Annotated in this window: 18 protein-coding genes and 1 tRNA gene; 8 read left to right on the forward strand and 11 right to left on the reverse strand. The window is 71.4% G+C overall.

Annotated features, from left to right (window positions below):
- The first annotated feature begins 3 nt into the window (after window positions 1–3).
- A complete protein-coding gene (thrC, locus tag IPQ09_27415; GenBank protein MBL0197877.1) occupies window positions 4–1,329 on the forward strand; it encodes a threonine synthase in 1,326 nt (441 codons plus the stop codon).
- 23 nt (window positions 1,330–1,352) lie between these two features.
- Here thrC and IPQ09_27420 read toward each other — a convergent pair whose 3' ends face one another.
- Window positions 1,353–2,006, reverse strand: a complete 654-nt coding sequence (locus IPQ09_27420) for a hypothetical protein (GenBank protein ID MBL0197878.1) — start codon at window positions 2,004–2,006, stop codon at window positions 1,353–1,355.
- Entirely contained in the window at window positions 2,003–3,388 is a 1,386-nt protein-coding gene (thiC, locus tag IPQ09_27425) for a phosphomethylpyrimidine synthase ThiC (protein MBL0197879.1), read from the reverse strand. The genes IPQ09_27420 and thiC overlap by 4 nt, the downstream gene beginning before the upstream one ends.
- Window positions 3,389–3,475: 87 nt before the next feature.
- Here thiC and IPQ09_27430 point away from each other — a divergent pair, with 87 nt between their 5' ends.
- From IPQ09_27430 to IPQ09_27440, 3 genes are all read left to right on the forward strand, one after another.
- Window positions 3,476–4,054 carry a hypothetical protein gene (locus tag IPQ09_27430; protein MBL0197880.1) on the forward strand — a complete coding sequence of 193 codons (579 nt, stop codon included), beginning with the start codon at window positions 3,476–3,478 and terminating at the stop codon, window positions 4,052–4,054.
- A 49-nt stretch (window positions 4,055–4,103) separates the two neighbouring features.
- A complete protein-coding gene (locus IPQ09_27435; protein MBL0197881.1) occupies window positions 4,104–5,084 on the forward strand; it encodes a flippase-like domain-containing protein in 981 nt (326 codons plus the stop codon).
- 75 nt (window positions 5,085–5,159) lie between these two features.
- Window positions 5,160–6,737, forward strand: a complete 1,578-nt coding sequence (locus IPQ09_27440) for an adenylate/guanylate cyclase domain-containing protein (protein ID MBL0197882.1) — start codon at window positions 5,160–5,162, stop codon at window positions 6,735–6,737.
- Between the two features lie 45 nt (window positions 6,738–6,782).
- On the opposite strand, the gene IPQ09_27445 is transcribed toward IPQ09_27440, so the two are convergent.
- The 6 genes from IPQ09_27445 to IPQ09_27470 all read right to left on the reverse strand — a co-directional run bounded on the left by IPQ09_27445 (window position 6,783) and on the right by IPQ09_27470 (window position 17,551).
- On the reverse strand, window positions 6,783–8,951 hold the full coding sequence (locus tag IPQ09_27445) for an SUMF1/EgtB/PvdO family nonheme iron enzyme (protein ID MBL0197883.1): 2,169 nt from the start codon (window positions 8,949–8,951) through the stop codon (window positions 6,783–6,785).
- A gap of 67 nt (window positions 8,952–9,018) precedes the next feature.
- Window positions 9,019–10,692: a PQQ-dependent sugar dehydrogenase gene (locus tag IPQ09_27450; GenBank protein ID MBL0197884.1), complete on the reverse strand. Its 1,674-nt coding sequence runs from the start codon at window positions 10,690–10,692 to the stop codon at window positions 9,019–9,021.
- A 129-nt stretch (window positions 10,693–10,821) separates the two neighbouring features.
- Window positions 10,822–13,098 (reverse strand): TonB-dependent receptor, encoded by a 2,277-nt coding sequence (locus IPQ09_27455; protein ID MBL0197885.1) that lies wholly within the window; start codon window positions 13,096–13,098, stop codon window positions 10,822–10,824.
- 20 nt (window positions 13,099–13,118) lie between these two features.
- A complete protein-coding gene (locus IPQ09_27460; protein MBL0197886.1) occupies window positions 13,119–14,507 on the reverse strand; it encodes an HTTM domain-containing protein in 1,389 nt (462 codons plus the stop codon).
- Window positions 14,508–14,595: 88 nt separating this feature from the next.
- Window positions 14,596–15,903, reverse strand: coding sequence for a hypothetical protein (locus IPQ09_27465; protein ID MBL0197887.1), 1,308 nt, complete (start codon window positions 15,901–15,903; stop codon window positions 14,596–14,598).
- Between the two features lie 121 nt (window positions 15,904–16,024).
- The gene (locus tag IPQ09_27470; protein ID MBL0197888.1) at window positions 16,025–17,551 is read right to left on the reverse strand and encodes a hypothetical protein; all 1,527 of its coding nucleotides are present in this window, start codon (window positions 17,549–17,551) and stop codon (window positions 16,025–16,027) included.
- A gap of 244 nt (window positions 17,552–17,795) precedes the next feature.
- On the opposite strand from IPQ09_27470, the gene IPQ09_27475 reads away from it, so the two are divergent.
- Window positions 17,796–17,868, forward strand: a tRNA-Phe gene (locus IPQ09_27475).
- Between the two features lie 198 nt (window positions 17,869–18,066).
- Here IPQ09_27475 and IPQ09_27480 read toward each other — a convergent pair.
- A complete protein-coding gene (locus tag IPQ09_27480) occupies window positions 18,067–19,830 on the reverse strand; it encodes a DUF2330 domain-containing protein (protein MBL0197889.1) in 1,764 nt (587 codons plus the stop codon).
- Window positions 19,831–20,593: 763 nt separating this feature from the next.
- Between IPQ09_27480 and IPQ09_27485 the strand changes: the two genes are divergently transcribed.
- The 3 genes from IPQ09_27485 (at window position 20,594) to IPQ09_27495 (ending at window position 23,768) form a co-directional block, all read left to right on the forward strand.
- The gene (locus IPQ09_27485) at window positions 20,594–21,406 is read left to right on the forward strand and encodes a hypothetical protein (GenBank protein ID MBL0197890.1); all 813 of its coding nucleotides are present in this window, start codon (window positions 20,594–20,596) and stop codon (window positions 21,404–21,406) included.
- Between the two features lie 411 nt (window positions 21,407–21,817).
- Window positions 21,818–23,308, forward strand: coding sequence for a hypothetical protein (locus IPQ09_27490; GenBank protein MBL0197891.1), 1,491 nt, complete (start codon window positions 21,818–21,820; stop codon window positions 23,306–23,308).
- A gap of 58 nt (window positions 23,309–23,366) precedes the next feature.
- The gene (locus tag IPQ09_27495; GenBank protein ID MBL0197892.1) at window positions 23,367–23,768 is read left to right on the forward strand and encodes a DUF3592 domain-containing protein; all 402 of its coding nucleotides are present in this window, start codon (window positions 23,367–23,369) and stop codon (window positions 23,766–23,768) included.
- Window positions 23,769–23,920: 152 nt separating this feature from the next.
- On the opposite strand, the gene hppD is transcribed toward IPQ09_27495, so the two are convergent.
- Both hppD and IPQ09_27505 read right to left on the reverse strand, forming a co-directional pair.
- On the reverse strand, window positions 23,921–24,967 hold the full coding sequence (hppD, locus tag IPQ09_27500; protein ID MBL0197893.1) for a 4-hydroxyphenylpyruvate dioxygenase: 1,047 nt from the start codon (window positions 24,965–24,967) through the stop codon (window positions 23,921–23,923).
- A 5-nt stretch (window positions 24,968–24,972) separates the two neighbouring features.
- Window positions 24,973–26,082 carry a homogentisate 1,2-dioxygenase gene (locus IPQ09_27505; GenBank protein MBL0197894.1) on the reverse strand — a complete coding sequence of 370 codons (1,110 nt, stop codon included), beginning with the start codon at window positions 26,080–26,082 and terminating at the stop codon, window positions 24,973–24,975.
- Window positions 26,083–26,145 lie beyond the last annotated feature (63 nt).

The raw sequence follows: 26,145 nt of genomic DNA on the forward strand, positions 1-26,145 counted from the left end.
ACCCTGAAGGCCGAGGCCCACGTTCGCTGCTTCGCGGGGTGCAGCGGGCGGCTGCCGCTCACGCTCGCCGAGCCGCGCTGCGCGACCTGCCACGGCCTGCTGGAGGTCGTGCACGACGAGGATGCGCTGGCCGCGCGTCCCGCCGCGGAGTGGCGGGAGCTCTTCGACGCTCGCGCGGGCGCCGGCCTCGGGCTCGACGGCTCCGGCGTGTGGGGCTTCCGCGAGTGGGTGCTGCCCGGCATCGCGCCTGCGCACGTCGTGACGCTTGGCGAGGGCAAGACGCCGCTCGTTCACGCCGCGCGCTACGGCGCAGCCATAGGCCTCCCCGACCTCTACGTGAAGCAGTGTGGGACCTCGCACTCGGGCTCTTTCAAAGACCTCGGCATGACCGTCCTCGTGAGCGCGGTCGTCTCCGGACAGGCCGCAGGGGCGCTCACCGCGCGGGCCGTGGCCTGCGCGAGCACCGGAGACACCTCCGCCGCGCTCGCTGCCTACGGCGCCGCGGCGGGAGTGCCCGTCGTCGTGCTCCTGCCGCGCGGCAAGGTCTCCACCGCCCAGCTCGTGCAGCCGCTCGCGCACGGGGCCAAGGTGCTCGCGATCGACACCGACTTCGACGGGTGCATGGCGCTCGTCAGCGAGCTGTCGCGGCGCGGGCTCGTCTACCTCGCGAACAGCATGAACCCGCTGCGCATCGAGGGTCAGAAGACCGTCGCGTTCGAGCTCGCGCGGCAGCTCGGCTGGAGCGTCCCCGACTGGGTCGTGCTGCCGAGCGGCAACCTGGGGAACGCGGCGGCGCTCCACGCCGGGTTCGGGATGCTCCACCGGCTGGGGCTCGTCGACCGCACGCCTCGGCTCTGCGTGGCCCAGGCGGCGGCCGCCAACCCCATGGTGCGCGCCTTCCGTGAGGGCGCGCGCACAGTGACCCCCGTGAAGGCCGGGGACACGCTGGCCTCCGCGATCCGCATCGGCGCCCCCGTGAGCGCGCCCCGCGCGGTGGCAGCGCTCGAGGCCATGCGCGGCGTCGCGGAGGACGCGACCGAGGCCGAGCTGGCGGCCGAGGCCGATCGCGCCGATCGCAGCGGCCTCTACGTGTGCCCGCACACGGCGGTCGCGCTGGTCGCAGCCCGCAAGCTCCGCGAGCGCGGGGTCATCGCGAGCTCCGATCGCGTCGTCGTGGTCTCCACCGCGAACGCGCTGAAGTTCACGGAGCTCAAGGTGGCCACACACGAGGGGACCCTGCCCCGGGGTGTCGGAGACGGCGTGAGCCCCAACCGCCCCCTCGAGATCGCCTGCGATCTCGACGCAGTCGTCGGCGCCCTCGCGCTCTGAAGGGGGCCTCGAGGACCGACCGCTCAGGGGCTTGAGGTCTGCTTGAGGTCGAGAGCGGTGGGGACCTCTTCGTTCTTCGCGCAGCCGCGGTCGAGGAGCAGCCTGACGGCCCGCACGGCGTCGATGCGCACCTCCCGATCGCGGCGCTCGTCGCGGGCGGCGGCGAGGAGATACTTGCATCCTGCACGCATTTCCTCGGCGTCCTCCGGATCGAGCTGGTCGCGTCCGCGCGCTGCGATCGCCACGGCCGAGTGGGCGGCCTCACGCGCGATCTCGACGTCGTCGGTGGCCGCGCGCTCCCCCAGCCACGCGAGCCCCGCGAGGCCGTGCGAGTGAGGCATGGCCCGCGCCGCCAGCAGGCGCGTCGCCGGGGTCGTCGCGCCCTCGGCCAGGCCCGCGGCGCCCTCCGTCTGGCCGAGGCGCATCAGGTCCTCCTCGACCCCCTCGGCGGCCCGCTTCCAGAGTTCCACGAGCTCAGGCGCGCGCTCGAGCCCGGCGTCGCTCGCGAGAGTGCCACGAGGGAGGCCGGGCGACGTGTCGGGCACGTTCGCGGTCGGCGAGGCTCGACCGCAGGCGACGAAACAGACGGCGAGCGCGATCTCGGCCCGCAGGCGCGCCACTGGCGAGGTACGAAGCAGCTCCGCCCCAGCGCGCCCGTACGTGACCAGTCGCTTCACCGAGGCGAGAACTGCTCGAGGGTGCGCTTCCCGCCGCGCGTGTCCTCGTCGAGCTTCTTGTTGTAGGCCTCGACCTCGCGGTTGATGTGCATGGAGCAGAACTTCGGCCCGCACATGCTGCAGAACTCGGCGGTCTTGAAGTACTCCTCGGGCAGGGTCGCGTCGTGCATCGACTGGGCCGTCTCGGGGTCGAGCGAGAGGCGAAACTGCTCCTTCCAGTCGAAGGCGTAGCGCGCCCGCGAGAGGGCGTCGTCGCGGTCGCGCGCGCCCGGCCTGTGGCGGGCGACGTCGGCGGCGTGCGCGGCGATCTTGTAGGCGATGAGCCCTTGGCGGACGTCGTCCTCGTCCGGGAGGCCGAGGTGCTCCTTCGGGGTCACGTAGCAGAGCATCGCGGCGCCGGCGTAGCCCGCCATCGTCGCGCCGATGGCGCTCGTGATGTGGTCGTAGCCGGGCGCGATGTCGGTCACGAGCGGACCGAGCACGTAGAACGGCGCCTCGTGGCAGACCTCCATCTCCTTCTTCACGTTCATCTCGATCTGGTCGAAGGGCACGTGGCCGGGGCCCTCGATCATCACCTGCACGTCGCGCTCCCACGCGCGCTTCGTGAGCTCGCCGAGGGTGGCGAGCTCGGCGAACTGCGCGGCGTCGCTCGCGTCGGCGAGGCAGCCCGGCCGGAGCCCGTCGCCCGCCGAGATGGTGACGTCGTACCGCGCGCAGATCTCGAGGACCTTGTCCCAGTGGGTGTAGAACGGGTTCTGCTTGTGGTGCTCGAGCATCCACTGGGCCATGATCGAGCCGCCGCGCGACACGATGCCCGTGATGCGATCCTTCACGAGGGGCAGGTGCTCGACCAGCACGCCCGCGTGGATCGTGAAGTAGTCGACGCCCTGCTGCGCCTGGTGCTCGAGCATGTCGATGAGGTCCGCCGCCGAGAGCTCCTTCACGGTCTTTCGATTCTGGAGCGCCTGGTAGATCGGCACGGTGCCGAGCGGCACGACCGACTCGGCCACGAGCGCGCGGCGGATGCCGTCGATGTCGCCGCCCGTCGACAGGTCCATGACCGTGTCGGCGCCGTACTTCATACAGATCGAGAGCTTGCGCAGCTCGCCCTCGGCGTTGCCGGTGACCGCGCTGTTCCCGATGTTCGCGTTCACCTTGCACGAGAGCGCGATGCCGATCCCCATGGGCTCGAGGCGCACGTGCCGGATGTTCGCGGGGATGACCAGCCGGCCTCGCGCGACCTCGGCGCGAACGAGCTCGGGGAGCACCCGCTCGCGCGTCGCCACGAAGTGCATCTCCTCGGTCACGATGCCCTGGCGGGCGTAGTGCATCTGAGTGACGTTCGGCTGACCTTCGCGGGGGGCTACCCAGGTGGCTCTCATGGACCCAGGTCTTAGGCTGGAGCGCCGCGCGGAGCAAGGCCGACCGACCGCGCTCGACAGGAGCCGGCCTGGCCCTATCATCGACGCATGAGCGCCCGAGGTACTGCGGCCTACCGCACGGGCGACGTCCCCAAGCTCAGCTTCGCGCTCGGGTCGCGCCCGGGCCCAGGCGTCGCGCGCCGGCGGGTGGGTCCGGCGTACGTGGCCTGCGCGATGACCCTCGTCGGCGCCCTCGGAGGCCTCGCGTGGTGCACGCCCGACCCCATCTTCGCGCGGGTCGTGAGCTCGCCGCTCTTTAGTGCAGTCTACACATTCTCGGTGCTCGGCCTCGTCGGCCTGACGACCCTCGGGTTCCTTCGGTTCACGCTGCTCCATGGCGACGCCGGGGGCACGCGACTCTCGCTCGAGGCCGAGCGCCTGCGCATCGCCGGCCCCGAGGGCGTCCTCTCCGCGCCACCCGGGCGTGTGTCGACGAGGCCCGTCTCGCTGACGCACGACGCGCGCGGTCGAAGCGGCCTCGAGCTGCGTTTCCCCGACGGGGAGGTCGTGCGCATCGTGCTCGGCGAGGAGAGCGAGCGGGTCGAGCTCGACGAGCCGTGGGACTTCACCCTGCGCGAGGACGACCTCGCCGAGCTTCGCCAGCGCCTCGTTCGCCCCACGAGCTAGCGGCGCGTTTCCGCGGGCGTCGCCCACGAATTGATGCACTACTGGGCGCGTGCCGAGCCCGCCGCCACGCCCCTTCGCGACGCTGGCCCTCAAGCTCCTGGGGGCGCTCGTCGGGCTCGCCCTCAGCGCGTGGACGGTGTCGCGCCTCGGCCCCGGAGAGCTCGCTCGCGCGCTCGCGCCGGCGGCGGCGGCGCTGCCGGTGTGCCTCGCCTGCGAGCTCGCCAAGATCGGCTGCGAGACGCTCGCCACGCGACACGCGCTCGGGTCCGCGGGCGCGCGCGTGCCCTTGGGCCGCCTCTACGTCATCCACGTCGTCACCTATGGCGTGGGGCAGGTATTTCCGCTCCCCCGCCCGGCCGCGGAGGCGACCAAGGCCGCGCTCCTCTACCCTCTTGGCGTCCCTCCGGCCTCCGCCGCCGCCTCGGGCGCGGCCCTCCAGGCGGCCACGTTCGTCTCCGTTGGCGGGCTCAGCCTCGTGTGCGCGGTCTTCGTGCGTCCGAGCGCGGAGGTGCCGCTGCGCGCCCTGCTCGTGGGCAACGGGGCAGGCCTCATCGCCCTCGGCGTGGGGCTGCGCGCGCTCGTGCGGTCCACGCGCCTGATGGGCTGGCTCGGCCGCCGGTGGCCGCGCCTCGCTGGACCTCTAGAGCGCTTCCGCGGCGAGAGCGCGCGCGGACCTCTCTTGGCACCGCTGCAGAGCGCGCTGCTCGGGGTGGGCATGCTCTTCAACGTGCTCGCGCTCGGGGCGATCGCGCGGGTCGTGGGCGCCTCGCCCCGCGTGAGCGCGGCGTTCGCCGCCTTCGGCGCGCAGCTCGTCGCGGCCACGGCGGCGGTGTTCGTGCCTGGCCAGCTCGGCGCGCGCGAGGCCGCGTTCTCTCTCTCGGCGGACGCGCTGGGCACGACTCCGGTCCTCGCCGGGAGCATCTCGATCACCGCGCACGCCGTCCAGCTCGGACTCTCCGGCGTGAGCTTCGTGTTGCTCCTCGCGCTTCGCGTAGGCGGCCGCGGCGGCCGCGGCGGCCCGAGCGCCTGACCGCGCACCGACCGCTGTGTTCGTCGGAACGAAGCTTCCGCTCCGGCGCGCTTTCCGCCATCATCCTGGGTCGCCATGCCCTCACCGTCGCACACCGCCCTGAACGACCTGCGAACGCTCGTGGACGAGGCTATCGAGGTCGCCCTCGTGGAGCACCAGAGCCTCTCGGACCTGATGGCGCGCCTGCTACCGGTCGCCCGCGAGCACCTCGGCGGCTCCGCGCTGTACTTCGAGACCTTCGGTGAGGACCTCACCCTCCAGCGATTCCTCTCGCCGAGCGACGCGGCGCCGTCGCAGCTCGAAGAGGTCGCGCGACGTACAGCCGACGACGCGCGCGAGGACGTACGGCTCGAAGGGCCGACGGGCACGATCGTGGCGCGGCCGATCGACGTCGCAGGCGAGTGGTTCGGTCGCGCGGGTCTCGAGCTGCCCGCCGGGCTGGACGGCGCGGCGATCGATCGCGCGGCGGCGGGCCTCACGGTCCTGACCGAGCTGCTCGACAACCACCTCTTCGCCATTCGCGCGGCCCGCGAGAAGCACCTCGCGATGATGGAGATCGGCAACGCCCTGCGCCACCGCGTGCTCTCGATCGGGCTCGCCGCGGCGGTCCGCGTCCTGAGCCAGGCCGTGCCGCTCGATCGGCTCGTGCTCCTTTACGCCTCCGAAGAGCCGGCGGAACGCTCGACCCTGCGCGTGCAGCTCTTCGAAGGGGCGGAGGCGGTCGCCGATCCAGCCGCGAGGCTGGGCCTCGAGCCCGCGGCCCTCCACGCGCTCGGCCGCGCGTGCCTCACGGGCGAGTCGCGCGAATTGCTCAATCGCTTCGGAGCGATCGGCGCCCAAGAGGAGGTGCTCATCAACGGCCTGACGAACGGCGTCCTCGTGGGGAAGGTGGTGGCCACCGCCCAGCGCGGCGCGTTCAACACGTACGACCGCGATCTCATCGCCAGCTTCGCCGGCTTCGTGCGGCAGCGCGTGGTCGACTTCAACAAAGAGTGGCGGGCGCTCGCGCTCGCGTTCCGCCCCGACGACGTGGCCCGCTTGCTCTCCACGGAGAACTACGCCGAGGCCTACCTCGCGCCCCGCGAGGCCGAGGTCGCCATCCTCTACGTCGACATCTCGGGCTTCACGCGGGTGTCCGAGCAGGTGCTGCGCACACCGGCCAACGTCGCCGCGTTCGTCGAGCAGTGGAGCACGCGCGCGGTCGACCTCGTGTGGAAGCACGGCGGCGTGTTCGACAAGATGGTGGGTGACTGCGTCATCGCGCTCTTCGGTCCGCCCTTCTACGACGCGGCCCCGGAGGAGCGCCTCGCGGCCGCGCTCCGGTGCGCGCGCGACATCCGCGCCATGACGAACGCCCTCCCCGACGAGCCCGACCTCACGAGCCTCCGCGGCGCGAACGTCGGGGTCGCGAGCGGCGTCAACCTCGCGCCCCTGTTCGTGGGTCAGTTCGGGCCGAACGCGAATTTTACGGGCTTTTCGAGCGGGATGAACAACACCGCGAGGCTGCAGGGGTGCGCGACCAAGGACCAAATCCTGGTGATGGAGGCCGCTGCGCGACGGCTCTCGACCGCCGAGTTCGGGTTCGGCGAGCCTGCTTTCGCCACGGTGAAGAACGTCGCGGAGCCGCTGCGCTTCGTCCACCTCCGCGAGTAGCGAGTGCATCGAGCGGCGTGGTGAGCCAGCACCCCGCGCGCCCGCTCAGCGCGCCTTCGCGCAGCGAAAGCCCACGCCGTGGCTACGATCGACCGGTTCGGCGGCGAAGCGGTAGGTGGGGCGGAGCCACATCGGGTTCCCCGCGTTCCACCCGCCGCCGCGGACGACCCGGCTCGCCCCCTTGTCGGGGCCCTTCGGGTCGGTCAGCCGCGGGGCATTTGTGTAATTTGCAAAGAAGTCGCCGACCCACTCACCGACATTTCCGACCATGTCTTTCATGCCGTGGCTCGTCTTGCCGCGGGGGAAGCTACCGACGGGCGAGGTGTGCGCGAAGCCGTCGTCGGACTTGTACATGGGCGCGAGGACGTTCGGGTAGTCCGGGTTCTTGCGGCCCCACGCGGTGCACTCGGCGCCGCAAGCGTTGAGGAGGCCGGGCTCGGGCGCCTGGTCGCCCCAGGGGTAGATGCGACCGTCGGAGCCGCGCGCCGCGAACTCCCACTCGGCCTCGGTCGGCAGGCGCCCGCCGCGCATCTCGACGCAGAAGTTCTGCGCCTCCTGCCAGTCGACGCAGTTCATGGGGTGGGCGCCGCGACCGGCGTAGTCGTTCGCGTTGCAGATGGGGTCGTAGAGCTTCTGTTGCTTGGCGGTGATGCCGTCCCAGCGGTTCGTGGGGGTGGCCCGCTTGCACTTGCCGGAGTCGCTGCACGCCTTGAACTCGGCGGCGGTCACCTCGAACTCGTCGAGGCAATAAGGACCGAGCCGCACCGGGTGGGCCGGGCTCGAGTCGGCGCCCGCCTTCTGCTCGTCGGCGGCGTCGCTGCCCATGAAGAAGTCGCCCCCCGTGATGGCGAGCATCGAGGTTGGACAGGCCGGGGCGGCGCTGGCCGACGCCGAGGCCGAAGCCGACGCGGTGGCCGCGGAGGCGCTCGCGGTCACCGCTGGCCCGCCGGGAGGGGGCGGGCTCCGCCCCTTCAGCGTGACGCCAAGCCCGACGGCGGCGACGACGGCGACGACGGCCCCCACGGCGACCAAGCCCCCACGGCCGCGAGGAGGTGCGGGCGGCGCGGGCGCGGCAGACAGCTCTTCGACGCGGGCGGTGGCGGCGACCTCGAGCGGAGTGTGCCCCGACGGGCGGGTGCGATCGGCGCGGACGCTCGAGGGCGTCGCCGAGAGGCCCGCGCGACCGCCGCGAATCGAAGAGAGCGGAGACCGCGGCGCGCTCGCCGAGCCGGGAGCCGGGGCGTTGGCGGAGGCGAGCGTGAAGCCGCTCGGCGCGCCGAGGTCGAGCGCGAGGCGGAGGTCGACCCAGAACGCGCCGGCGTCCTGGTAGCGGGCCTCGGGCGAGACGGCGAGGGCCTTCAGGAACACCGCCTCGACGTCGTCGGAGACGAGGAGCCCGTGGCTCTGCGGGCTGGGCCGTCGCTGGCGGTCCGCCGCGACCGTCGCGAGCTGCACGATCGAGTCGCCTCGCATCGCCTCGCGCCCGAGCAGCACCTCGACGAGCACGAGGGCGAGCGCGAAGACGTCGGTCCAAGGCCCCGTGCCCCCCAGCGAGCGGTCGAACTGCTCGGGCGCGGCATACAGGGGCGTGAACGACGACTGCCCGGCCGTCTTGCGGAAGCCCTCCTTCTCGGCCTCCTGGACCACCTTGGCGATGCCAAAGTCAAGGAGCTTGACGTTATGCTCGCCGTTGACGTCGCCGACGACGAAGACGTTCCCGGGCTTCACGTCACGATGGGCGATGCCCTTCTGGTGGGCCAGCGCGAGGGCCTCGGCGACGGGGCCGAGGAGGACGACGGCGTCGAGCAGCCCTCGCGGCTCGATGTCGTCATGCAGCTCGCGGTGCAGGACCGCCTCGAGGGTCTCGCCGTCGAGCCACTCGAGCACCATGTAGGGCACCTCGTCGCCCTGCGGCAGCGCGAGCGTGCCGATGTCGCGGGCCTGCACGATCGCGGTCGAGCGTTCGGACAGCTCGGCGAGCAGCGCGCCTTCGCGGACGAAGTCGTCGAGGAGTTGCTGGCGACGAGCCGGAGGGACGTCACCGAGCGCCTTGAACACCTTGATCGCCACCGGACGCTTCCACACCTGGTGGGTCGCGCGGTACACCACGGCGAAGCCGCCCTCGCCCACGACGGACTCGACGATGTACTTGTCCGCGAGGGTGGTCCCGACGAGGGAGAGCGGATCGAGCTGCATAGGTTCGCTAGGACTCATGGGCGTTGCGCGCGGTGGCGCGATGACCTCCGCTCTACGCACCTATGCGCAGTGCGGTTTCGGGAAATCAGCGCCGGCGACGACGCCGGACCACGGCGGCGCTGAACAGGGCGCCGAGCCCGAACGCCGCGACCGCCGCGCGGGCGCCCAACGCGGGCGCGCCGACGGTCTCGCAGCCGCACCCGCTCGTGTCCTTGGCGGCGGCCTGGCCGGCGTCGGCCCCGCCCGCGTCAGCGAGCGGTCCGGGGCCGCTTCCGCCATCGCAGCAGCCGCCGTCAGCCCCCGCGCCGCTGTCGACCACGCCGCCGTCGGACCCGCCGTCGAGGCGCCCGCCGTCGGGCCCGGCGTCGACACCGCCGTCGGAGCCGGCGTCTGCGCCAGGGACGACGCAGTCGGAGGCCGGCGCGGGCGTCTTCGGGTAGACGCGCACGACGCGGCTCACCGTGGGCGCGCTCGCGTAGAGCACGACGTAGAGCGCGCCGTCCGGCCCCTCGAGCATGTCGGTCGGCCCCTGCCCGGCCGCGCCGTCGAGCGTGAGGAAGACCTCGCGCGAGCCCGCGACGAGACCGTCACGACCCGGGGTGACGCCCATGGAGTAGACCTCGCGGGACAGGTAGTCGGCGAAGAAGTACTTCCCTCGCCAGGCCGGCGGGAAGCGACAGGAGTCGACGATGCGGCCGCCGGTGACGCTGCCGTTCGCGTTCGCCGGCAGGTGCCCGTAGGCGTGCGCGGGCTCGACGCAGCCGCCGGGGTTGGGCGTGAGCTCCGTGCACTTCGCGGCCGTCCACGGCCCCGCGCCCCCCGCGACCTCGCCCTCGATGAACGGCCACCCGAAGTGCTGCCCGGGCCGCGTCACGACGTCGATCTCCTCGAAAGAGGTCTCCCCAACGTCGCCGACCCACACGAAGTTGGTCTTCGGATCGGTCCAGATCCGGAACGGGTTGCGGAAGCCCATCGCGAAGATGTCCTTGCGCACCGGCTCGGTCGTCGTAGGCATGGTGGTCACCCCGTTCACGACCTCGCACACCCCCGACGAGAAGGGCTTGCCGGACACGGAGCCCGTGGTGGCGACCCAAGGATTCGAGGGCGGGATGGCGCCATCGAGCGCGACCCGGAGGATCTTGCCGTTCGCCACGTTGAACGAGGTCGAGCGCAGGTTGCGGTGGAGGCGCGTCGCGGGGATGTTCTCGTTGCAGCCGTTGTCGCCGACGCCCACGTAGAGGAACCCGTCGGACCCGAACGACAGGCCCCCACCGTCGTGGTTGGCGGGCGCCGTAATGTCCCGAATGAGCACGCGCTCGCTCGCCGGATCGACCGTGTCGTCGGCGTCGTTCAGCCGAAACGACGAGACGTTGATGCGGTTCTCGACGGAGCCGCCCGCCGCGTCGGTGCGCGTCCAATAGACGATGATGCGCCGGCTCGTCGCGAAGTCGGGCTGCACCGCGAGGCCGATGAAGCCCTGCTCCGAGGTCGTGGTGACCGGGAAGCTGTAGAGCTGACGTATCGACCCGTCGTTCTCGCGGATCTTGAGGGCGCCCACCTTCTGGGCGATGAGCATGCGCCCGTCCGGCAAGAAGCGGATCGCCGTGATGAGCGACGTATCGGTGCTCACATAGTCGGTGAGGTCGAACAGGTTCGCCGGATCACCCGCCGCGAGGGTGTCTCCTGCGGCAGCCGACGCGACGACCGGCAGGGCGGTGAGAGCGGCGCCAACGAGGAATCCGATCGTGTGCTTTCGCATGGCCGGAGCCTACCACGCGTCCGCGCGAGCCGCGCGCGCCTCCGCCGCCACGGACGCGCCTCCTGTCCCCGACCTCTGACGCGGCCGCCCTCGCGCCGAATCGCCAGGCGTCACGCTGCATGCTAATTCCTAGAACGTCGCCTTGGCCCCTATCTGCACCCAGCGCGGCGCGTTCGGCCGGGCTCCGTAGGGGCGACGGCCGACGATGTTGTGGACGTCGGCCAGGTTCCTCACGTTCGCGTAGATGCGGAGCCACCGCAGCGGGGCAACGTAGGCGCCGACGTCGGCCCAGAGCTGCTCGTCGGTCGCGACGGTCTGGTCGATGGGCTCGGTGCCGGCGATCTCTCGCATCTTGGCCACGTAGTTGACCGACGCGTTGAGGCCCGCGCGCGCGTGCTCCACGCCGACGGCGAGGTTCCACTGGTGCCGGGGGATGTACGGCACCTGGTCGCCCGCCCGCACCGCGCCGTAGATGGGATCCTGCGAGGTGAACGCGCTCCGGAACTCGCCATAGGTGAGGGTGTACGAGGCGGTGAAGGGCACCTTCACGGGGCCGGCGGGCACTTCGTACGTGCCGAAGGTCTCGAGCCCGTAGACGTGCGCCTTCCCGGCGTCGAACTGGCGATCGAGCTGCGCGTCGACGCACCCGCTCGCCATGCTGCACACGTCAGTCAAGTTTGAGTAATTATTGAAGAATCCGATGGCCTCCACGCGCGCTTTTCCGCGCGTGAGCCGGGCACCGGCTTCGTAGTTCACGCTGTACTCCGGGCTCACCTCGCGGCCGCTCCCGGGGGGCGGCGGGCTGAAGCCGCGATACACGCCGCCCAGCAGGCCGAGGTGCTGGGTGAGCGCGTAGTAGGCGCCCACGCCGGGCATGAGCGCGCCAACGAAGCCGTTCTTGGCGGTGCCCGTGAGGTAGTCCTCCGCGCGCGACGCGACAAACTCGGCGCGCACCCCCGGGGTCACCGTCAGGCGCCGAAACGTGAGCGCGTCCGATAGGTGCACCGCGAGCGCGTAGGTGCGGGCGAAGTTGCGAGTGGTCGTGAGCTCGCGCTCGCCCGCGGAGACGAGCTGCCCGCCCTCCATCAAGTAGCCCTGCTCGAGGTGCACGCGGTTCACCTCGTCGTAGTGCAGGCGCGCGCCAGCCTCGATCGCGTGCCCTACGGGGCCGGTGTTGGCGGTCGTCGTCAGCACCGACTGCACTCCCTCGCTCACGAAGCGGCGCTGGTTCGGGCCGATGTACAGGGTGTCGGCGCCGGCGCCGCTCGAGTCGACGTCGCCGCGGAGCACCGCGAAATAGCCCACGTTCGCCGGATCGTTCGGGCTCGCGAGCACGTCGGCCACCGCCGCGCGACCGAGGCGATTGAGCTTCGTCCACGACCGCGTGTAGTCGAAGCGGTAGGCGCTCGTCTTCAGCGTGTACGAGGTCTCCGCCCCCTCCATCGTGTGGGTGAGCACGACGCCCGTGCGGTGGTTCTTCATCTGGTCGAGCGCGCTCGCGGCGTACCGGCGCAGCGGATCGGCCCGAAAATCGGCGTCGCTCTGCCCGACGTAGGTCTCGTTCGAGACCTCGTCGCCGTACGAGAGCTTCACCTGGAAGCGGTGTTTGGTGTCGGCCCGTGGGTCGAGCACGTACCCGGCCTTGACCATCCAGTCGTTGCGCGACGAGCCGGTGTCTGCGCCGCTCGGGAGGCGCGCGAAGCCCGTGTTCTGGAGGCGCACTCCCTCCACGAGGAAGCCCCACTGCTCCGTGCCGGTGCCGAAGTGGACGTGCGCCTTGCCGTAGCCGTACGCGCCCAAAGCGAGGTCGGCCGTGCCGGTGGTGTGCGTGGGCGTCTGGCGGGTCAGAAAATCGATGGCGCCGCCCACGGTCTGCGGGCCGTAGGCGATGGCCGACGGGCCCTTGACGACGCGGATCTGGGTCATGCGCGCCATGAGCGGGAAGTAGTACGCCGCGGGCGCGGAGTAGGGCGCGGGCCCGAAGAGCACCCCGTCCTCCATCAGCGTGAGCTTCTTGCTGCGGTCGGGGTTCGAGCCGCGAATGCCGATGTTCGGGCGGAGGCCGACGCCGTCCTCCCCGCGCATGGTCACGCCCGGCACCTGCAAGAGGGCCGCGGTCGGATCGTCGTAGGCGAAACGCTCGAGCTGCTTCTTGCCGAGCACCTGCACCGAGCCGGGCGTGCGGGCGAGCGTGTTCCCGAGCACGACGACGTCCTCGGCGCGCGGAGGCGCGGGCGCGGGTGGCGGCGGCGAGGCGGCGGCGGCGGCGGGGGGTGAGGTGACCGGCAGCGGATCGGCCGCCAAGGCGGGCGGAGCCACCGTGAGACCCACGACGAAAGCGAGCGCGGCGAGCGGGCGCCCGTGGAGCGCGTGGAGCGCGTGGAGAGAGCGGAGGCGACGGGTCATGGGAGGCTCCGAGGGCCCTTTCAGAGCACGGGGCGAATGGGCGGGGGCGGCCCCGGCGGCGAAGGCGCGATCCAGCGGGCGGGCGCGAGGCCGTCGCGCACGGTGAGCAGATCGACCGCGGGGTCCACGAGCGCGGCGCCACGCCGCGCGTTCAGCGACGAGAGCGCCTCGACGCGCACCTCGACCGGCCCTTCCCGGAGCGCGAAGTCCTCGCCGATGCTGTGCGCGAGCTGCAGGATGAGATCCGGCTGCCCGGACATCTCGTTCTCTTGGTAGGGGGTCAGGTACCTGCGCGGGCTCACGTGCCACACCTTTCCGGTGGCCTTGCTCTTCACGAGGAACGTGGTCGAGCCGCCCTTCGCGCGCACCATCACCCGCCACGAGAAGCGCATGCCCTGCTCGTGCCAGAGGACGTTGCCGCCGTAGAGGAACGTGCGGAGCGGCATCGCGACCTGGAAGACGCAGTACGCGAGCCCGAGACCGAGGGCGAGCCGCTGGACTGTCGTGACGCGCGCGGGCGACTCCCCCGGAGTGGAGACCGCGACGGGAGGCGCGGGCGGCGCGAGGCGGGCCCGCGCGCGCACCCAGCTCACCATGTCGCGTGGCCACGACGGAGGAAAGAACACGAGCGCCGAGGCGGTCATGATCACGGGAAACATCCCGATGTCGAAGAGCGCGCGCGTGAGCGTGTGGAACGTGAGCACGACGAGGAACGCCCACGGCCGCGTGCGCTTCATCGAGAGCCAGAGCACGATCGTGGCGTCGTAAAGGAAGCCCGCCCAGCTCATGGCGAGCGGGACCCCCGGCAGCGTGAAGAGCCGCCCGAGCGCGGGCAGATCGGTGCTCGCGCCGAGCCAGATGCCCAGCGGCTGGCCGTGCACGAGCCAATCGGGTTGCGCCTTCGCGATCGACGCGAACACGTACACCACAGCGATCTGCGTGCGGAAGAGCGCGAGCCACGCGAGCGCCACCTGCGGCCGCGCCGGGCCGTTCGCGCGTCGACGGAGCCGCTGTCCGAGCCACGCGTCGACCGAGTAGGCCCGGCCCGCGGGCGACGCCGCGAAGAGCCACGCGAGCAGCGCCGCGAGGTAATAGTGGTTCAGGTACGTGGAGACGTCGATGAGCTGGATGTAGGTGAGCCCGAGCGCGAAGAGCGGCGCGGTCACGCGGTAGGCGAGCCCCGCCGCCATCGCGAGGCCGAGGGCCGAGAGCCCCCAGAAGAGCGCGTGCATGTGCCCACGCGAGAGCGGTTCGACCCACTCGAAGCCCCAATAATGGAAGCGATATCGAGGAGATACAAGGAGCTCGTCCACCCAGCCGTAGGCGAGGAAGCGCTGCATCGAGACGCCCAACGCGACCCCGAAGAGCACGCGGTACGCGGCGAGCCACGCGGCGTCGACCGGGCGCATCAGCGCGGCCTCGAGCCGGGCGAGGCCCCCACCGACGCCGGGCGAGGCGTGGTGACGGGCGAGCGAGGGAGCGGCGTGGAGCGCGGCCTCAGTCCGTGTCACTGGCGGCGCTCGCGGGCAGCTTGAGGTTGAGGGAGCTCGCCGAGCCGAAGAAGTTGGTCTTCAGGAGGTTCGCGAGCGGGCGGACTTTCAAGTAGAAATCGACGAACTGCGCCTCGGTGGCCTGCTGAAACGGGGGGAAGGCGTCGGCCGCGGCGAGCGCCGTCGCGAAGTGGGCGGCGAGGTCTCGCGCGAGACCGGGGTCGCCCACCGCGACGAGCCAGTCGTCGAAGCCGAGCCCCTCGCCCTCGGGACCGCAGCCCATGAACAGGCTCCGGAACCCGCGCAGGTTCGCGCGAACGTTCTCGACGTCGAGCCGCGCGAACGGGCTCTCGGGGATGGGCGGCGCGGTCTGGAAGCCGGCGTAGCTGCCGAGCTTGAGGTCCTTCACCTGTAGCTCGGGGTAGAGCAGCGACCAGGCGACCACGTTCAGCGCCTCTTGCTCGCTGCCGTAGCCGTCCGCCGCGAGCAGCTTCGCCTTGAAGCTCTCGCCCGTTGGGGTCCACACGGCGTGCAGCGCGGCGGCCCGCGTCGACACGTCGCGCGCGACGGCGACGGCGTAGTCGCCCTTGGCCTTCGCGAGCGCGTCCGGCGACAGCGCGGCCCACGCCGCAGCGCCCGTGGAGGAGGGGGTGCACGAGGTGTCGCGCCCGGGGTAGTGCAGCGCGTATTCGATCGCGAAGAGGCCTCGCGCGCTCGGGAACACGAGGTCGAAGCCTTGCGCGTAGCCTCGCCCCGCGATCTGGGTCTCCACCTGGCACCGGCTCGTGTCCGGCCACGGGTGGACGTACGCCCGCAGTCCGCGCCCATGGTATTTGTCGGTGACCTTCTCGGCGACGGGCCCGAACTGAAAGAGCTCGACCCCCGACCACGCGGCCATGGCCTGTCGGTAGGCGAGTTGCGCGAGCGCGCGGCTCTCGGAGGTGGCGTCCTTGGCGTCAGACGCGACCGTGAGGCTCAGCACGTGCGCGGCGTTCGCGAACGTGCACGCGTGCCACGCTGCGCAGTCGGCCGCGGCGCCGAGGAGCGCACGCTTCGAGAACGGCGCCGTCGTCGCCGGGCGCGCGCCGCACGCGAGCGGCCCCACGGGGAGCGCCGCGGCGTCCGGCGTGAGGCCGGCGTCGATGGGCGGCGGCAGCTCCGGCGTGGCTTGGGCTCCCCGCTTCGAGATCCCCGGGCGCGGGTCTTCGGTCGTGTGGCACGCGGCGAGCCCCGCGAGCCCCGCGAGGTGAAGCGCGCCCACGACGGCGAGCGTCCGAGACGCGCGCGCCGCGAGGCGGTGGCGGAGGGAGGTCATGGGGCGGTGGCTCACGGTGCCTGCGTCTCTTCGTTCGTTCGCGCCTCGTCGTCAACCGCGTCGTCAACCGCGTCGTCGGTGGCGGACGACCCCGACGACCAGGTTCTGCGGGATCGACCCGTCAGTTGCCGACCTTGAGCGTCACGAGCAGCGCCGCGTCGTTCACGGTGCTCGCAGTCGCCGCGAGGCGCTTCTTGTCTGGGGAGAGCGCCACCTTGAAGAACGGCGCCGCGTGCGTGTACTGGAGCTTGCCGCCGGTGCCGAAGGCCGTGTCCAGCGCGCCGTTCTTCGTGAAGACGAAGACGCTGGCGAAGTCGTCGTAGCAGCCCACCTGCACCGTGCGATCGTCGGCGAGGACCACGAGATCCCGGCCATTGTCGCGGAACTTGCGCGCGCCCTTTCCGGCGGCCGGGTCCTTCTCGCTCTGCACGGCGAGCGCGCCGAGCTTGCCATACGACGGATCCAGGTTATCGCGCAGCAACCCGAACGACACGAGGTCGTTCTCGAGCGTGGGGGTGTCGAGGTTCGACGCGCCGTAGCCGGTCGTCACATAGCGGCCGCCCGACTGCTTGATGACGCCGTACGCTTCCGCCGAGCCGCCCGAGGCCTGGAAAGGGTTGAACTTGGTCTGGCCCGGCGACGTCGTGCCGAAGCCAAAGGTCGCGTCGGGCGTGCCGTCGGCCTTCAGCCGAAGGAGCGCTACGCTCACGCCCGTCCCCGCGCCGAAGTCCGTGTAGCCTGCACTTAGAATCGTCCCGTCGGGCTCGACCATGCCGCGGCGGGCGTTGTCCGCGAGCGCCTTCCCGTCCACGTCGGCCGAGGTGGGCTTCCCGCCGTTGAAGGCCGGGTCGTTCGACAGATCGCTCGCGAGCAGGCGGGCCACCCAGCGGTCGGCGTCGGTGCGCTGCACGCCCGCGGCCACCACCGCGGGCGGCCCGGAGGCGAACACGACGATCTTCTCCGCGGCGCCGGAGCTGTCGAGCGCGAGCCCCCACGACCCGTACGCGGGCGTCGCGCCGGCGACCGGCCAGTTCGGGAAGTCGGCGTCCTCCCATCCAAACACGAGCGCGCGAGGCGCGCCGAACGAGTACACCCCGCCCGCGTCCTTCGTGAGCTTGGCGAGCCAGACCTTGCCGCCCGAGACGGCGTGCACGACGAAGCTGCCGTCCTTCAGCGCCAAGAGGTCGTACGACGTCTCGTCGCCGGGGATGGCCACGGTGACGACGCCGTTGGTGCCGAACGTGGGGTCGGGCCGGTTGGTGGTCTTGTCGATGCGCCACACGGCGAGCTGGCGGTCGCCCGCCACCAAGGTCGCGCCCGAGACATAGAGGTGGCCATCGGCGCCCCACACGAGGCCGTACGGGTTCAGCGCGCCCGTGAGCGGCTGCGACGACTCGGCGGCGATGGGCGCGGGAGGCGGCGCCGCGTCCGGTGGAGGGGCGCCATCGGGCGGCGAGGCATCGGCGGTCGAGGAGCCCGTGGATGACGTCGTGGTCGTCGCGGTCGCGCTCGGCGCCGCGTCGGGCGCCCCCGCGTCGGCCGGAGCCCCGGCCGTGTCGCCGCACGCGAGGAGACTCAGAGGGCCAGCGCCCAGGGCCACGAGGGCGAGCGCGAGGCCAGAGAGCGCGCGTGAAGTTGAGGTGTTCATCGTCCTGAAACGTCCTTCTGGGCGGATGCCCGTCTGCCAAGACGGTTGTAGCTTATCGATGCCGCCAATGAAAGTCGCTTTCAACAACGAGCCTAATCTTTTCCGATCCTGCCTCGGCTCAGGCGCCCGTCGCCGCCGCGGACGCCTCGCCGAAAAGAGCCGTAACATCGCGCGCGCGCGTCGCTCTTGACATTCGGGCCGCGTCAGGCGAGAGAAGCGTTCGTGACTCGCGGCGACGCGCGTCGCCCAGGTAGCTCAGTTGGTAGAGCAGGGGATTGAAAATCCCCGTGTCGGCGGTTCGATTCCGTCCCTGGGCACTTCTCGGAGCAGCCCGGCATCTCGCCTCCGGCGGCAGCGGCCCGAACTGACGATTCACCCTCCGTCGAGGCTCACGAGCCGTAGCCCGTCACGGGCGGGACACGAGCTTCCCCGACAACACCGGTCTGGTGCTCCCGTCGCGCGAGAGCCCAGCCGGCCCCACCCTCCGCATCTCGGTCCCTGAACCGCCGAGCCCCTCAGACCTTTCGGCGCGCCCGGCGCCGCCCGCGCCACGCCACGAACGCGACGAAGGGCCACGCGAGGGTCCCGCCCGAGCCCACGGCCGAGCCCACGTCGCACCCTCCGCAGCCCTGCTTCTTCGGCGCGTTGGCGTCGGCCGAGGGGCCGCCAGCGTCCACGGCAGGGCTCCCCGCGTCGACCGCCGGGACCGGCGTGGGCCCCGGAGCGCTTGAGCCGCTCGGCCCCACCCCCGACACGAGGGCGCCCGCCGCCGCGACCCCGAGCTCCGGCGCGTCGCTGCGAAGGAAAGATGCAAGTTGCATGTTTCGGGGTGCGAACGCGAGCCCCTGCGCGGGCTTTGGGCGCGTGTCGCCTTCGATCCCCGCGGGGGGGCCTCCCCAGCGACCGCGGACGGGGTTCGCGCAGGCGATGGGGCCGGTCCACGGGTGACGGACGGCGTAGCGAGCCTGGAAGTTGTTGGCGTAGTCGCTCGGGCGCGAGCGCTCCTCGAGCTTTCCGTTGGTCCCCATGAACTCGCGTCCACCCATGATGGCGGGCGCCGCGCGGAACACGAGGTCTTCGCCGAGCGACTCCTTCGTATACCGAGCGTGGAGGCGCGTGATCACGAAGCCGCTCGGCATGAAGCGCGGCCCACGCATAGGCCCTCCGGGCCGCCGCGGGCTCGGCGTCGCGCCCGGGCTGGGCTTGCCAGGGAGCGCGCCGGGCCGCGTGGGTGGAGGCGGCACGGGCGCGATCGGGCCATCGGAGTCGGCCGGGGCGAGGGCGTCGGCGCCCAACGTCGCGAGCTCGTTGTAGGTGAGCGCCGGCAGCGGGCACGGATCGCAGGTGGACGCGTCCCACGAGTACTCGGTGACGACGGCCCGCGGGTTCTTCTCGAGCGTCCGGTCGAAGAGCGCCGTGTAGAACGAGCCGAAGGACGACTTCGCGTTCTCCGCGACGTCGAGGTTGGTGGGGATGGTGACGTTCGGGTAGTTCGCGACCTCGTAGCGGGTGTTCTTCGCGAGCACGTGAACGATGAGGTCCTGAGGGCCGTTCGCGTTCATCAAGCCGAGGCGCACGGGGAGCGCGAACTTGTCGGAGTCGTAGTGAAACCGAAGGGGCGAGAGGTTCGCCATGCCGCGCTCGAACTTCACCTTCGTGGCGTCGACCTTCGCGACGAAGAACTTGCTGCCCTGCTGCACATAGGGGCGGAAGTAGGGCTCTGCGCCCGGGGGGATCGAGTACTTCTCGCGCCGCAGCCACATGTCGAGCCCGCCCGCGTCCTTCGCCGACAGAATGACGATCTCGTATTCGCCCACCATGAACTGGGCCTCCACGGTGACGCCGAGATCCGCCGAGCGGCGCGGCCCCGCCGCCGCCGGGGGCGCGGGTCTCGGCATTCCCCGGGCGCGCTCCTCGTGGCGCATGCGATCGACCTCGCACGGATCGCGCTCCCAGTATTCGACGAGCCTTGGCGCCGCGAGCTTGTCGAGCTTGTCGAAGATCTCCTTCGGGAGAGTCTTGACGTTCTCCTTCTGGAGAATGACGGGGACGGGGACGACGAGCGCGAAGTTCTCCGCGGGCCCTTCGTAGTTGTTCTGCATCGAGAGCACGGTCCGCGTGCCCTCGCGCATGAGGGCGACCTGCGTCGCGTTGTTGAAGAGCTTCGCGTCGGCCCCGCCGACGTAGAACCCGCAGAACGCGTCAGCGTCCTTCGGGAGCGCGAGCGTCGCGAGCGCGACCAGCGCGGCGGCGGCACATGGGACGGAAGGCTTCTTCATCGGGGCTCCAATCGGCGGAGACGAGCGCCTCCGCGCGACGATTGGACGACGGGACGCGGCCCAGCGCAAGGGGCCAGCGCGCTCGAAATTTCGCAGCCCGTTGATCTACTCCCGTCGGTCCGTCGCCGCCGCATCCCGACCTCCTTCGTTGCGCTCCTGCGGTGCGCGCTCACAAAGAGAACGAGGCTCCGCGCGCTCCTCGGACGCGGCGGGTCGCGCGCACGACGGCAGGCCTCGGTCCGTGAATCGACGAGCCCGGACACTTCATGAGGTCTCCGCGCGAGCCGCCCGGTCCTCTTGCGGCAGCGCGTACTGCGCGCGTCGGTCCTGCGGAGTACGGACAGAACGCTTCGGTCCTGCGGTGCGGAGCGCGAGCCGTTCGCGGCGGCCTCGGGTGCCCGTCGCGCGAACCCATCTCGACCGTCCGCGGGCCGAGGGGAGCCGTAGACGCAGCTCGCCAGGAGAGCACGGGCAGGCAACGCGCGCTCAAGGTAGTGCAGCCCTCGCGGGACGACGACGCGGCGCGCGCGCACGAGGCGAAGGCCGGCGGCGGGGCGGACGCGCGGGTGGACGCGTGCGCGTTCAGGGTGAACCCGCTCGGGGGCACCTCCGAACCGCGAAGAACCCGCCAAGCTTGCGGAAGCCGGCGCTGATCGGCTTGGCACGGCCCTCGCTAGAGGCATCGCGTTCACCGCCGGGCACCGCCGATCGTCATTCCGACGTGGGGGGCCGCGGAGCTCGACAGGATCCCGGAGGACTCAACATGAAGACCCTGACCGCCGCCGCCGCTGTTTCGTTGCTCGCCCTGCTCGCCTCCGCGTGTTCCTTGAGCACGGAAGACGAGCTCACCGCCGACGAAGAGTCGGCCACGGTCTCGTCTGCGCTCGACACCGGGATGAGCGCGTCCGAGCTGGAGAACCTCACCTCCGCCGACGCCTCGCTCGCCGCGCGTTCGCTCGCGGCCGGCGAGACGAAGGACTGCAAGACCCGAACGCTGGACGCCGAGAAGCCCAACGTCGTGCACGTGAAGCTGACCCACTGCTCCGGGCGCTTCGGCCGGCGCGTCGTCGACGGGGACATCACGGTCACGTTCACGGCGAACGCCGATGGCTCTCTCCACGCGGAGCACGTCAGCGACAGCCTCACCATCGACGGGCGCCCCGCGACCCGCGTGGTCTCGGCAGACATCACGTTCACGGCCGAGGGGCGACGCGTCGTGCGCCGCGCCACGAAGACGGGGACGAACGCCCGCGGCCACGCCTTCACGCGGAGGTCCGAGGAGGTCGTCTTGGTCGACCGCGCGAGCCGCTGCCGCACCATCAACGGGGCCGGCGTCGCGAACTTCGAGAGCGGCCGGATCGTCGAGTCCAAGATCACCGACCTCCGCCTCTGCGAGGACGCGGCGGGCGTCGACCTCTGCCCGACCGGCGTGGTCGCGCACAGCAACGCCTCCGCGAACAAGCAGGTGACGCAACGCTTCGACGGCTCCTCCACCGCGCAGGTGGAGATCGTGCGTCCGAAGGGCAATGAGACCCGCACCTGGTCGCTCGACTGCGCTCCGCTCGCCGCGCAGTAGGAGCCTACCACGCGGCGCTGGCGGAGATCGCGGTAGTCGAGCCCATCCCCACGATCCCCACGGCTTCGCCGCCCGGGCCGGGGTCCACTTCGGCTCGGTGATCCTCGGCGAGGACCCGCCGTCGGGCGAGCCGCGGGGCGCCAAGCCGCTCGAGGTCGAAGGGGCACGAGGCTCCCTGAGCGGTGCGCGCGTCGGACGACCCCTCCGTCGGGCGAAGCAGCCGATCGAGTCGCCGCGTCGTGCGCCGCTCGCGCGCGAGTCCACGCACCCGCGTGCGGCGTGCGCGGAGGTCCACGACGTCGAATCGACACCTCCGCGCGCCCGGTTCGAGCGGCCGTTCCCGGGACTCGGCGCCGCGGCGGCGCTCCCGCCCGGCTTGCCAGCGAGCGTGCCTCGGACTAACCTCTCAAGATGACGGTGGTGCAGGGTCGTGGGCTCTCGGCTCGCTTGCTGGCGGTGGCGCTGCTCGCCTCCCCCACCGCCTGCGGTGGCTCCACGGAGCAGCCCACGCCCTTTCAGCCGGCCGGTGCGCTCGATCCCGAGCTCGCTGCCCTCGGCCTGGACATCGGGGCCGACGAGCTCGTCGGGGATGAAGCCGCGAGCGAGGCCGAGCACGACGCGCTCGCTTGGCCCGAGGGCTCGGAGCCTCAAGAGGAAGGCTCATCCCCTGACGACTTGCTGGACACCGCGCCGCTCGACCCGAACATTCCAGACGAGCTCCCGGCGCCCCCGCCGGACCTAGGGCAGGAGTCGGGCCCGGGCTTTCAGTCACTGGGGCTCCTCGATGCCCCGATCGGCGCGGGCCGCACGTGGTGGAGTCGCGCGTACTCCTGCGCGCGAAACCCCCTCCGCGCGGCGTGCGTGTGCCGAGGGTCGCTCTACAACTGCCAATTCCCGAACAACCAACCCGGCCGCAATCGGTACTTGCCCCCCGCGGCCATTCGCGCGCTGCGCGCTGTGACCGGACCGAAGGCTCGCGTCGAGATCATCGAGAAGGTCGGGAAGTGGGGAGTCGAGACCGACACCCCCATCTACGACGGCGCGGGTCATGCAAGAGGCAGAGTGTTCGGCGCCTGCTACTCCTTCGCGGGCGGAGAGGTCCGCAAGGACGAGCGCGGGCACCCGTGCGTGAAGGTGAATTTCGGCCAGCTCAAGGTCATGCAGGTCGACGGCTCGAGCGAGCGGCGCCAGTACGTCTATGCGTTCGACGTGACCATCTCGCCCTCGCCGCGCCCGGGGAACGCCGGCGGGTCCTCATGGATCCCGGCCGCGAGCATCCGCGAGAGCGCCTTCCAGCGGTACGACACGCCGCCCCGCGGGAGCCCATCGTTCGCCACCACCGAGTACGTCGTGAAGTCGGCGAGCGACTACGGGTGCACGCAAGACGGCTACGACTCGACGCGTTGCCTGCCCCCGTGGGCGCAGCTCAAGATTCGCCCTCGAAGTGGGCCCCTCGTGAGCGAGAAGGCGCGCGACTACATGCTGCGCGACGGCAACACTCTGAACCTCGCCTACCAGACGCCGCTCCTCGGCGGCGCCGCCACCGACACCTTCCTGGTCGCGCCCTCCTCGCTCGCTTTTCAGCGCGTTCGGAGCATCGATCCCGATCGTCGCACGTTGCTCCGCATCTCGCTCTTCGAGCTGAACGGGGTGCGCCCGGTGCGGACCATGATCTTCGTCTTCGGGCGCGTCGAGGGTCGCTACGGATGGGTGGCCGCCGAAGCGCTGAAGAGGGGCCGCGTGGCGGCGAGCGCGCTGTGCGCCGGCCGGTCGAACGGCGCCGCGTGTGATCTCGCGGGGACCGGATGGATCACCTGCCGCGACCAACGAATCGTGGGAGCCCAGGCTTGCACGGCTGGCCAGCGGTGTGTCGTCACGTCGGGTATTTCGCAGTGCCGATGATCGAGATGTGCCGCTGTCCCAGGGCTCTCGCCGGGGCGCTTAGCGCCAGCGAGGCCAGGTGAGTGACTTCCACGGGGTGGTGGTCGTGGGCCGGCTCGTCATGGGTCTCGGCGTCGTCGTGGGCGCGCTCTTGCAGCGCCGCGCGATGCGGCGCCGCCCCGCCGAAGGCACCGTGGTGGAGCTCAAGCAGGGCCCGCGCGAGCTGGGTGACAGCCGCCACAGCGGCGGCCTCGCGCCGGTGATCGAGTTCCAGCCGTCCGAGGGCGGGCCGTCCCGCCGCTTCGTGGGCGTGTACTCCACGCCCCCCGCCTACTCGGTGGGCCAGAAGGTGAAGGTTCGCTACGAGCCGACGGATCCCGAGCGCGCGTTCGTCGACTACGGGCTGCTCGGCGTGCTCGGCCCCGCGGCCATCTTCTTCGCGGTCGGTCTCGGCCTCATGGCGCTGGCGTACGCCGACTGAGGGATCCCACCGGAGCGAGCGCGTCGCCCGCGTCACTGCGCGGCGATGGACGGCTCGATCCGTGGCAGAGTCCTCGCGCTCGAGCGGGGGCAGCGCCCACCCCCACGAGTGCCCATTTCGATACTTCGTATTCGCTCTTGCGCCGACGCGGGTCAGATCACGCCGCGACGCTCTTGATCGCGCTCGATCGAGCGGAACAGCGCGCCGAAGTTGCCCTCGCCGAACGACAGGTGGTTCTCCCGCTGGATGAGCTCGAAGAAGATCGGGCCGACGCAGTTCTTCGTGAAGATTTGGAGGAGGTATCCCTCGGGGTCCCCGTCGATGAGCACGTTGTGCGCGCGGATGCGCTCGGGGTTCTCGCGGACGCCGGGCACGCGGGCGAAGGCGTTCTCGTAGTACGAGTCGTCGATGTCGAGGGTCGGCACGGCGCCGTCGATGCGATCGAGCGTGGAGAGGAGATCGTTCGACAGCAAGGCGATGTGCTGGATGCCCGCGCCGCGATACTCCTTCAGGTATTCGGCGATCTGCCCCGTGCCGCCCTTGTCCTCGTTGATGGGGATACAGAACGAGCCGTCGGGAGACCGGAGCGCGAAGGAGTAGAGGCCCGTCTTGTTTCCCTTGATGTCGAAGCTCCGCACGTGCGTGAAGCCGAACACCTCCTCGTAGAACTTCGCCCACGTGGCGAGCTCACCCTTCGCCACGTTGTTCGTGAGGTGGTCGAAGCATAGGAGGCCCCGATCCGGCACCAAGGTCGGGCGCTCGACGGCCGGGCACTCGCGCATCACCGCGCTCTCGCGCCCGGCCGCGACGAAGTAGATGAGGCTGTCGCCCACGCCGTGCACCGCGGGCGCGTCGATCGCCCTCGCGGCGCGCCCCGTGTAAGGCCGCGCGCCCCGGGCCCTCGCCTCCGAGAACGCCTGAGCCGGATCGTCCACGGCGAAGCCGAGCGCGCTCACGCAGGGGCCGTGCGCTGCGCGGAACTCCGCCGCGTGGGTATCGGGCTCGTCGTTCACCAGGAAGGTGGCGGAGCCCTGGGTGTAGACGTCGAGCGCGCGCGACGCGTGGCGGCGCGTGTGGGAGAAGCCAAGCGCGCCGAGCAGGGCGCGGAGCTCGGGCTCGCTGCCGCAGAGCTCGGCGAAGGCGAGCCCCCGCAAGCCGACGGGGTTCTTCGCGGCGTTGGCGGGGCCCGCCTGGTCGATCGTGCTCACTTCGTGTGCTCCTGTCGCGTCCAGCTCTGGTGGTAATCAGGAATGCTCGCGGTCTCGGCCGCGGCGGTGACGGCGAGGGGCCGGCGCGTGTCGATCATGACCGCCTGCTCGTTCGTGCGGGTCTTGCCCTTCGCCGCGGACACGGCGCCAGGCTGCGGGCCGTGGTGGATGCCCTGCGGGTGGAAAGTGACCATGCCCGGGCTGACGCCCGCGCGGCTGAAGAAGTCCCCGTCGTGGTAGAAGAGCACCTCGTCGTAGTCGATGTTGGAGTGATAGAAGGGCACTCGCAGCGCGCCTTCGTCGCCTGTCTCGAGGCCCCGCGGCAGGAAGGTGCAGATCACCACGTTGGGGGTCACGAACGTGGCGTGGGCGCTCGGCGGGAGGTGGTAGCGCTCGGAGAGCACGGGCCGGATGTCGCGCACGTTGAGCCGATAGGGGTAGAGATCCCCCTTCCAGCCCACGACGTTGAGCGGATCGAAGGGATACGTGATGGTCGACAAGCGGCCGGCGCGTTGAACGACCACGCGGTAGGTGCCGTCGGGGCGGGCCTCCGCGGGGCTCGGGACGTCGAGCACGTCGAGGTCGAAGAGGGCGTGCTGCCCGAGGAGCCCTCGCTCGGGGATCTTTACCTCGTCGGTGGACTCGATGACGAGGAACGTGGAGGGGGCGCTCGGCTCGAGGGCGTACGTCACGCCGCGCGGGAGCACCACGTAGTCGCCCTTCTCGTAGGCGAGCGGGCCGAAGTCGGTGCGGAGGGTGCCCGCGCCCGCGTGGACGAAGAGCACCTCGTCGGCGTCGGCGTTCCGGAAGAGATCCGCCATCGGCCGCGACAGCCGCGCCATGTGGAGCGTGACGTCCGCGTTGGTGAGGAACGGCACGCGCGCCGTGGGCCAGGCGGCGCCGTCGACGAGCCCGGGAAGCTCGGTCGCGGCGATCGCGCGGGGGCGCAGATCGCCCTCGAGCGAGGTCCACTCGACCGGAGGCCGGGTGCGGTAGAGGTGCGACGAGCGACCCGAGAAGCCCCCGCGCGCGTATTCTTCTTCGACCGTCCCCGCGGGGAGGTCGACATGGGCTTGGCGGGTCGTGCGGCCTCGTACGTAGTGCATACCCCCCGGGGTACGACCGCGCGCAGGTCCGCGAAAGTTCAACGTTCCGAACGTCTTCATCGA

The organism is Myxococcales bacterium (assembly GCA_016720545.1).
Taxonomy (GTDB): domain Bacteria; phylum Myxococcota_A; class Polyangia; order Polyangiales; family Polyangiaceae; genus JAAFHV01.

What these genes read in the sequence shown, in the direction of transcription:
- thiC (MBL0197879.1), bottom strand. Translation starts at nt 3,388, where the DNA reads ATGAGAGCCACCTGGGTAGCCCCCCGCGAAGGTCAGCCGAACGTCACT.
- IPQ09_27430 (MBL0197880.1), top strand. Translation starts at nt 3,476, where the DNA reads ATGAGCGCCCGAGGTACTGCGGCCTACCGCACGGGCGACGTCCCCAAG.
- IPQ09_27440 (MBL0197882.1), top strand. Translation starts at nt 5,160, where the DNA reads ATGCCCTCACCGTCGCACACCGCCCTGAACGACCTGCGAACGCTCGTG.
- IPQ09_27445 (MBL0197883.1), bottom strand. Translation starts at nt 8,951, where the DNA reads ATGAGTCCTAGCGAACCTATGCAGCTCGATCCGCTCTCCCTCGTCGGG.
- IPQ09_27450 (MBL0197884.1), bottom strand. Translation starts at nt 10,692, where the DNA reads ATGCGAAAGCACACGATCGGATTCCTCGTTGGCGCCGCTCTCACCGCC.
- IPQ09_27455 (MBL0197885.1), bottom strand. Translation starts at nt 13,098, where the DNA reads ATGACCCGTCGCCTCCGCTCTCTCCACGCGCTCCACGCGCTCCACGGG.
- IPQ09_27460 (MBL0197886.1), bottom strand. Translation starts at nt 14,507, where the DNA reads ATGCGCCCGGTCGACGCCGCGTGGCTCGCCGCGTACCGCGTGCTCTTC.
- IPQ09_27465 (MBL0197887.1), bottom strand. Translation starts at nt 15,903, where the DNA reads ATGACCTCCCTCCGCCACCGCCTCGCGGCGCGCGCGTCTCGGACGCTC.
- IPQ09_27470 (MBL0197888.1), bottom strand. Translation starts at nt 17,551, where the DNA reads ATGAACACCTCAACTTCACGCGCGCTCTCTGGCCTCGCGCTCGCCCTC.
- IPQ09_27480 (MBL0197889.1), bottom strand. Translation starts at nt 19,830, where the DNA reads ATGAAGAAGCCTTCCGTCCCATGTGCCGCCGCCGCGCTGGTCGCGCTC.
- IPQ09_27485 (MBL0197890.1), top strand. Translation starts at nt 20,594, where the DNA reads ATGAAGACCCTGACCGCCGCCGCCGCTGTTTCGTTGCTCGCCCTGCTC.
- IPQ09_27490 (MBL0197891.1), top strand. Translation starts at nt 21,818, where the DNA reads ATGACGGTGGTGCAGGGTCGTGGGCTCTCGGCTCGCTTGCTGGCGGTG.
- IPQ09_27505 (MBL0197894.1), bottom strand. Translation starts at nt 26,082, where the DNA reads ATGCACTACGTACGAGGCCGCACGACCCGCCAAGCCCATGTCGACCTC.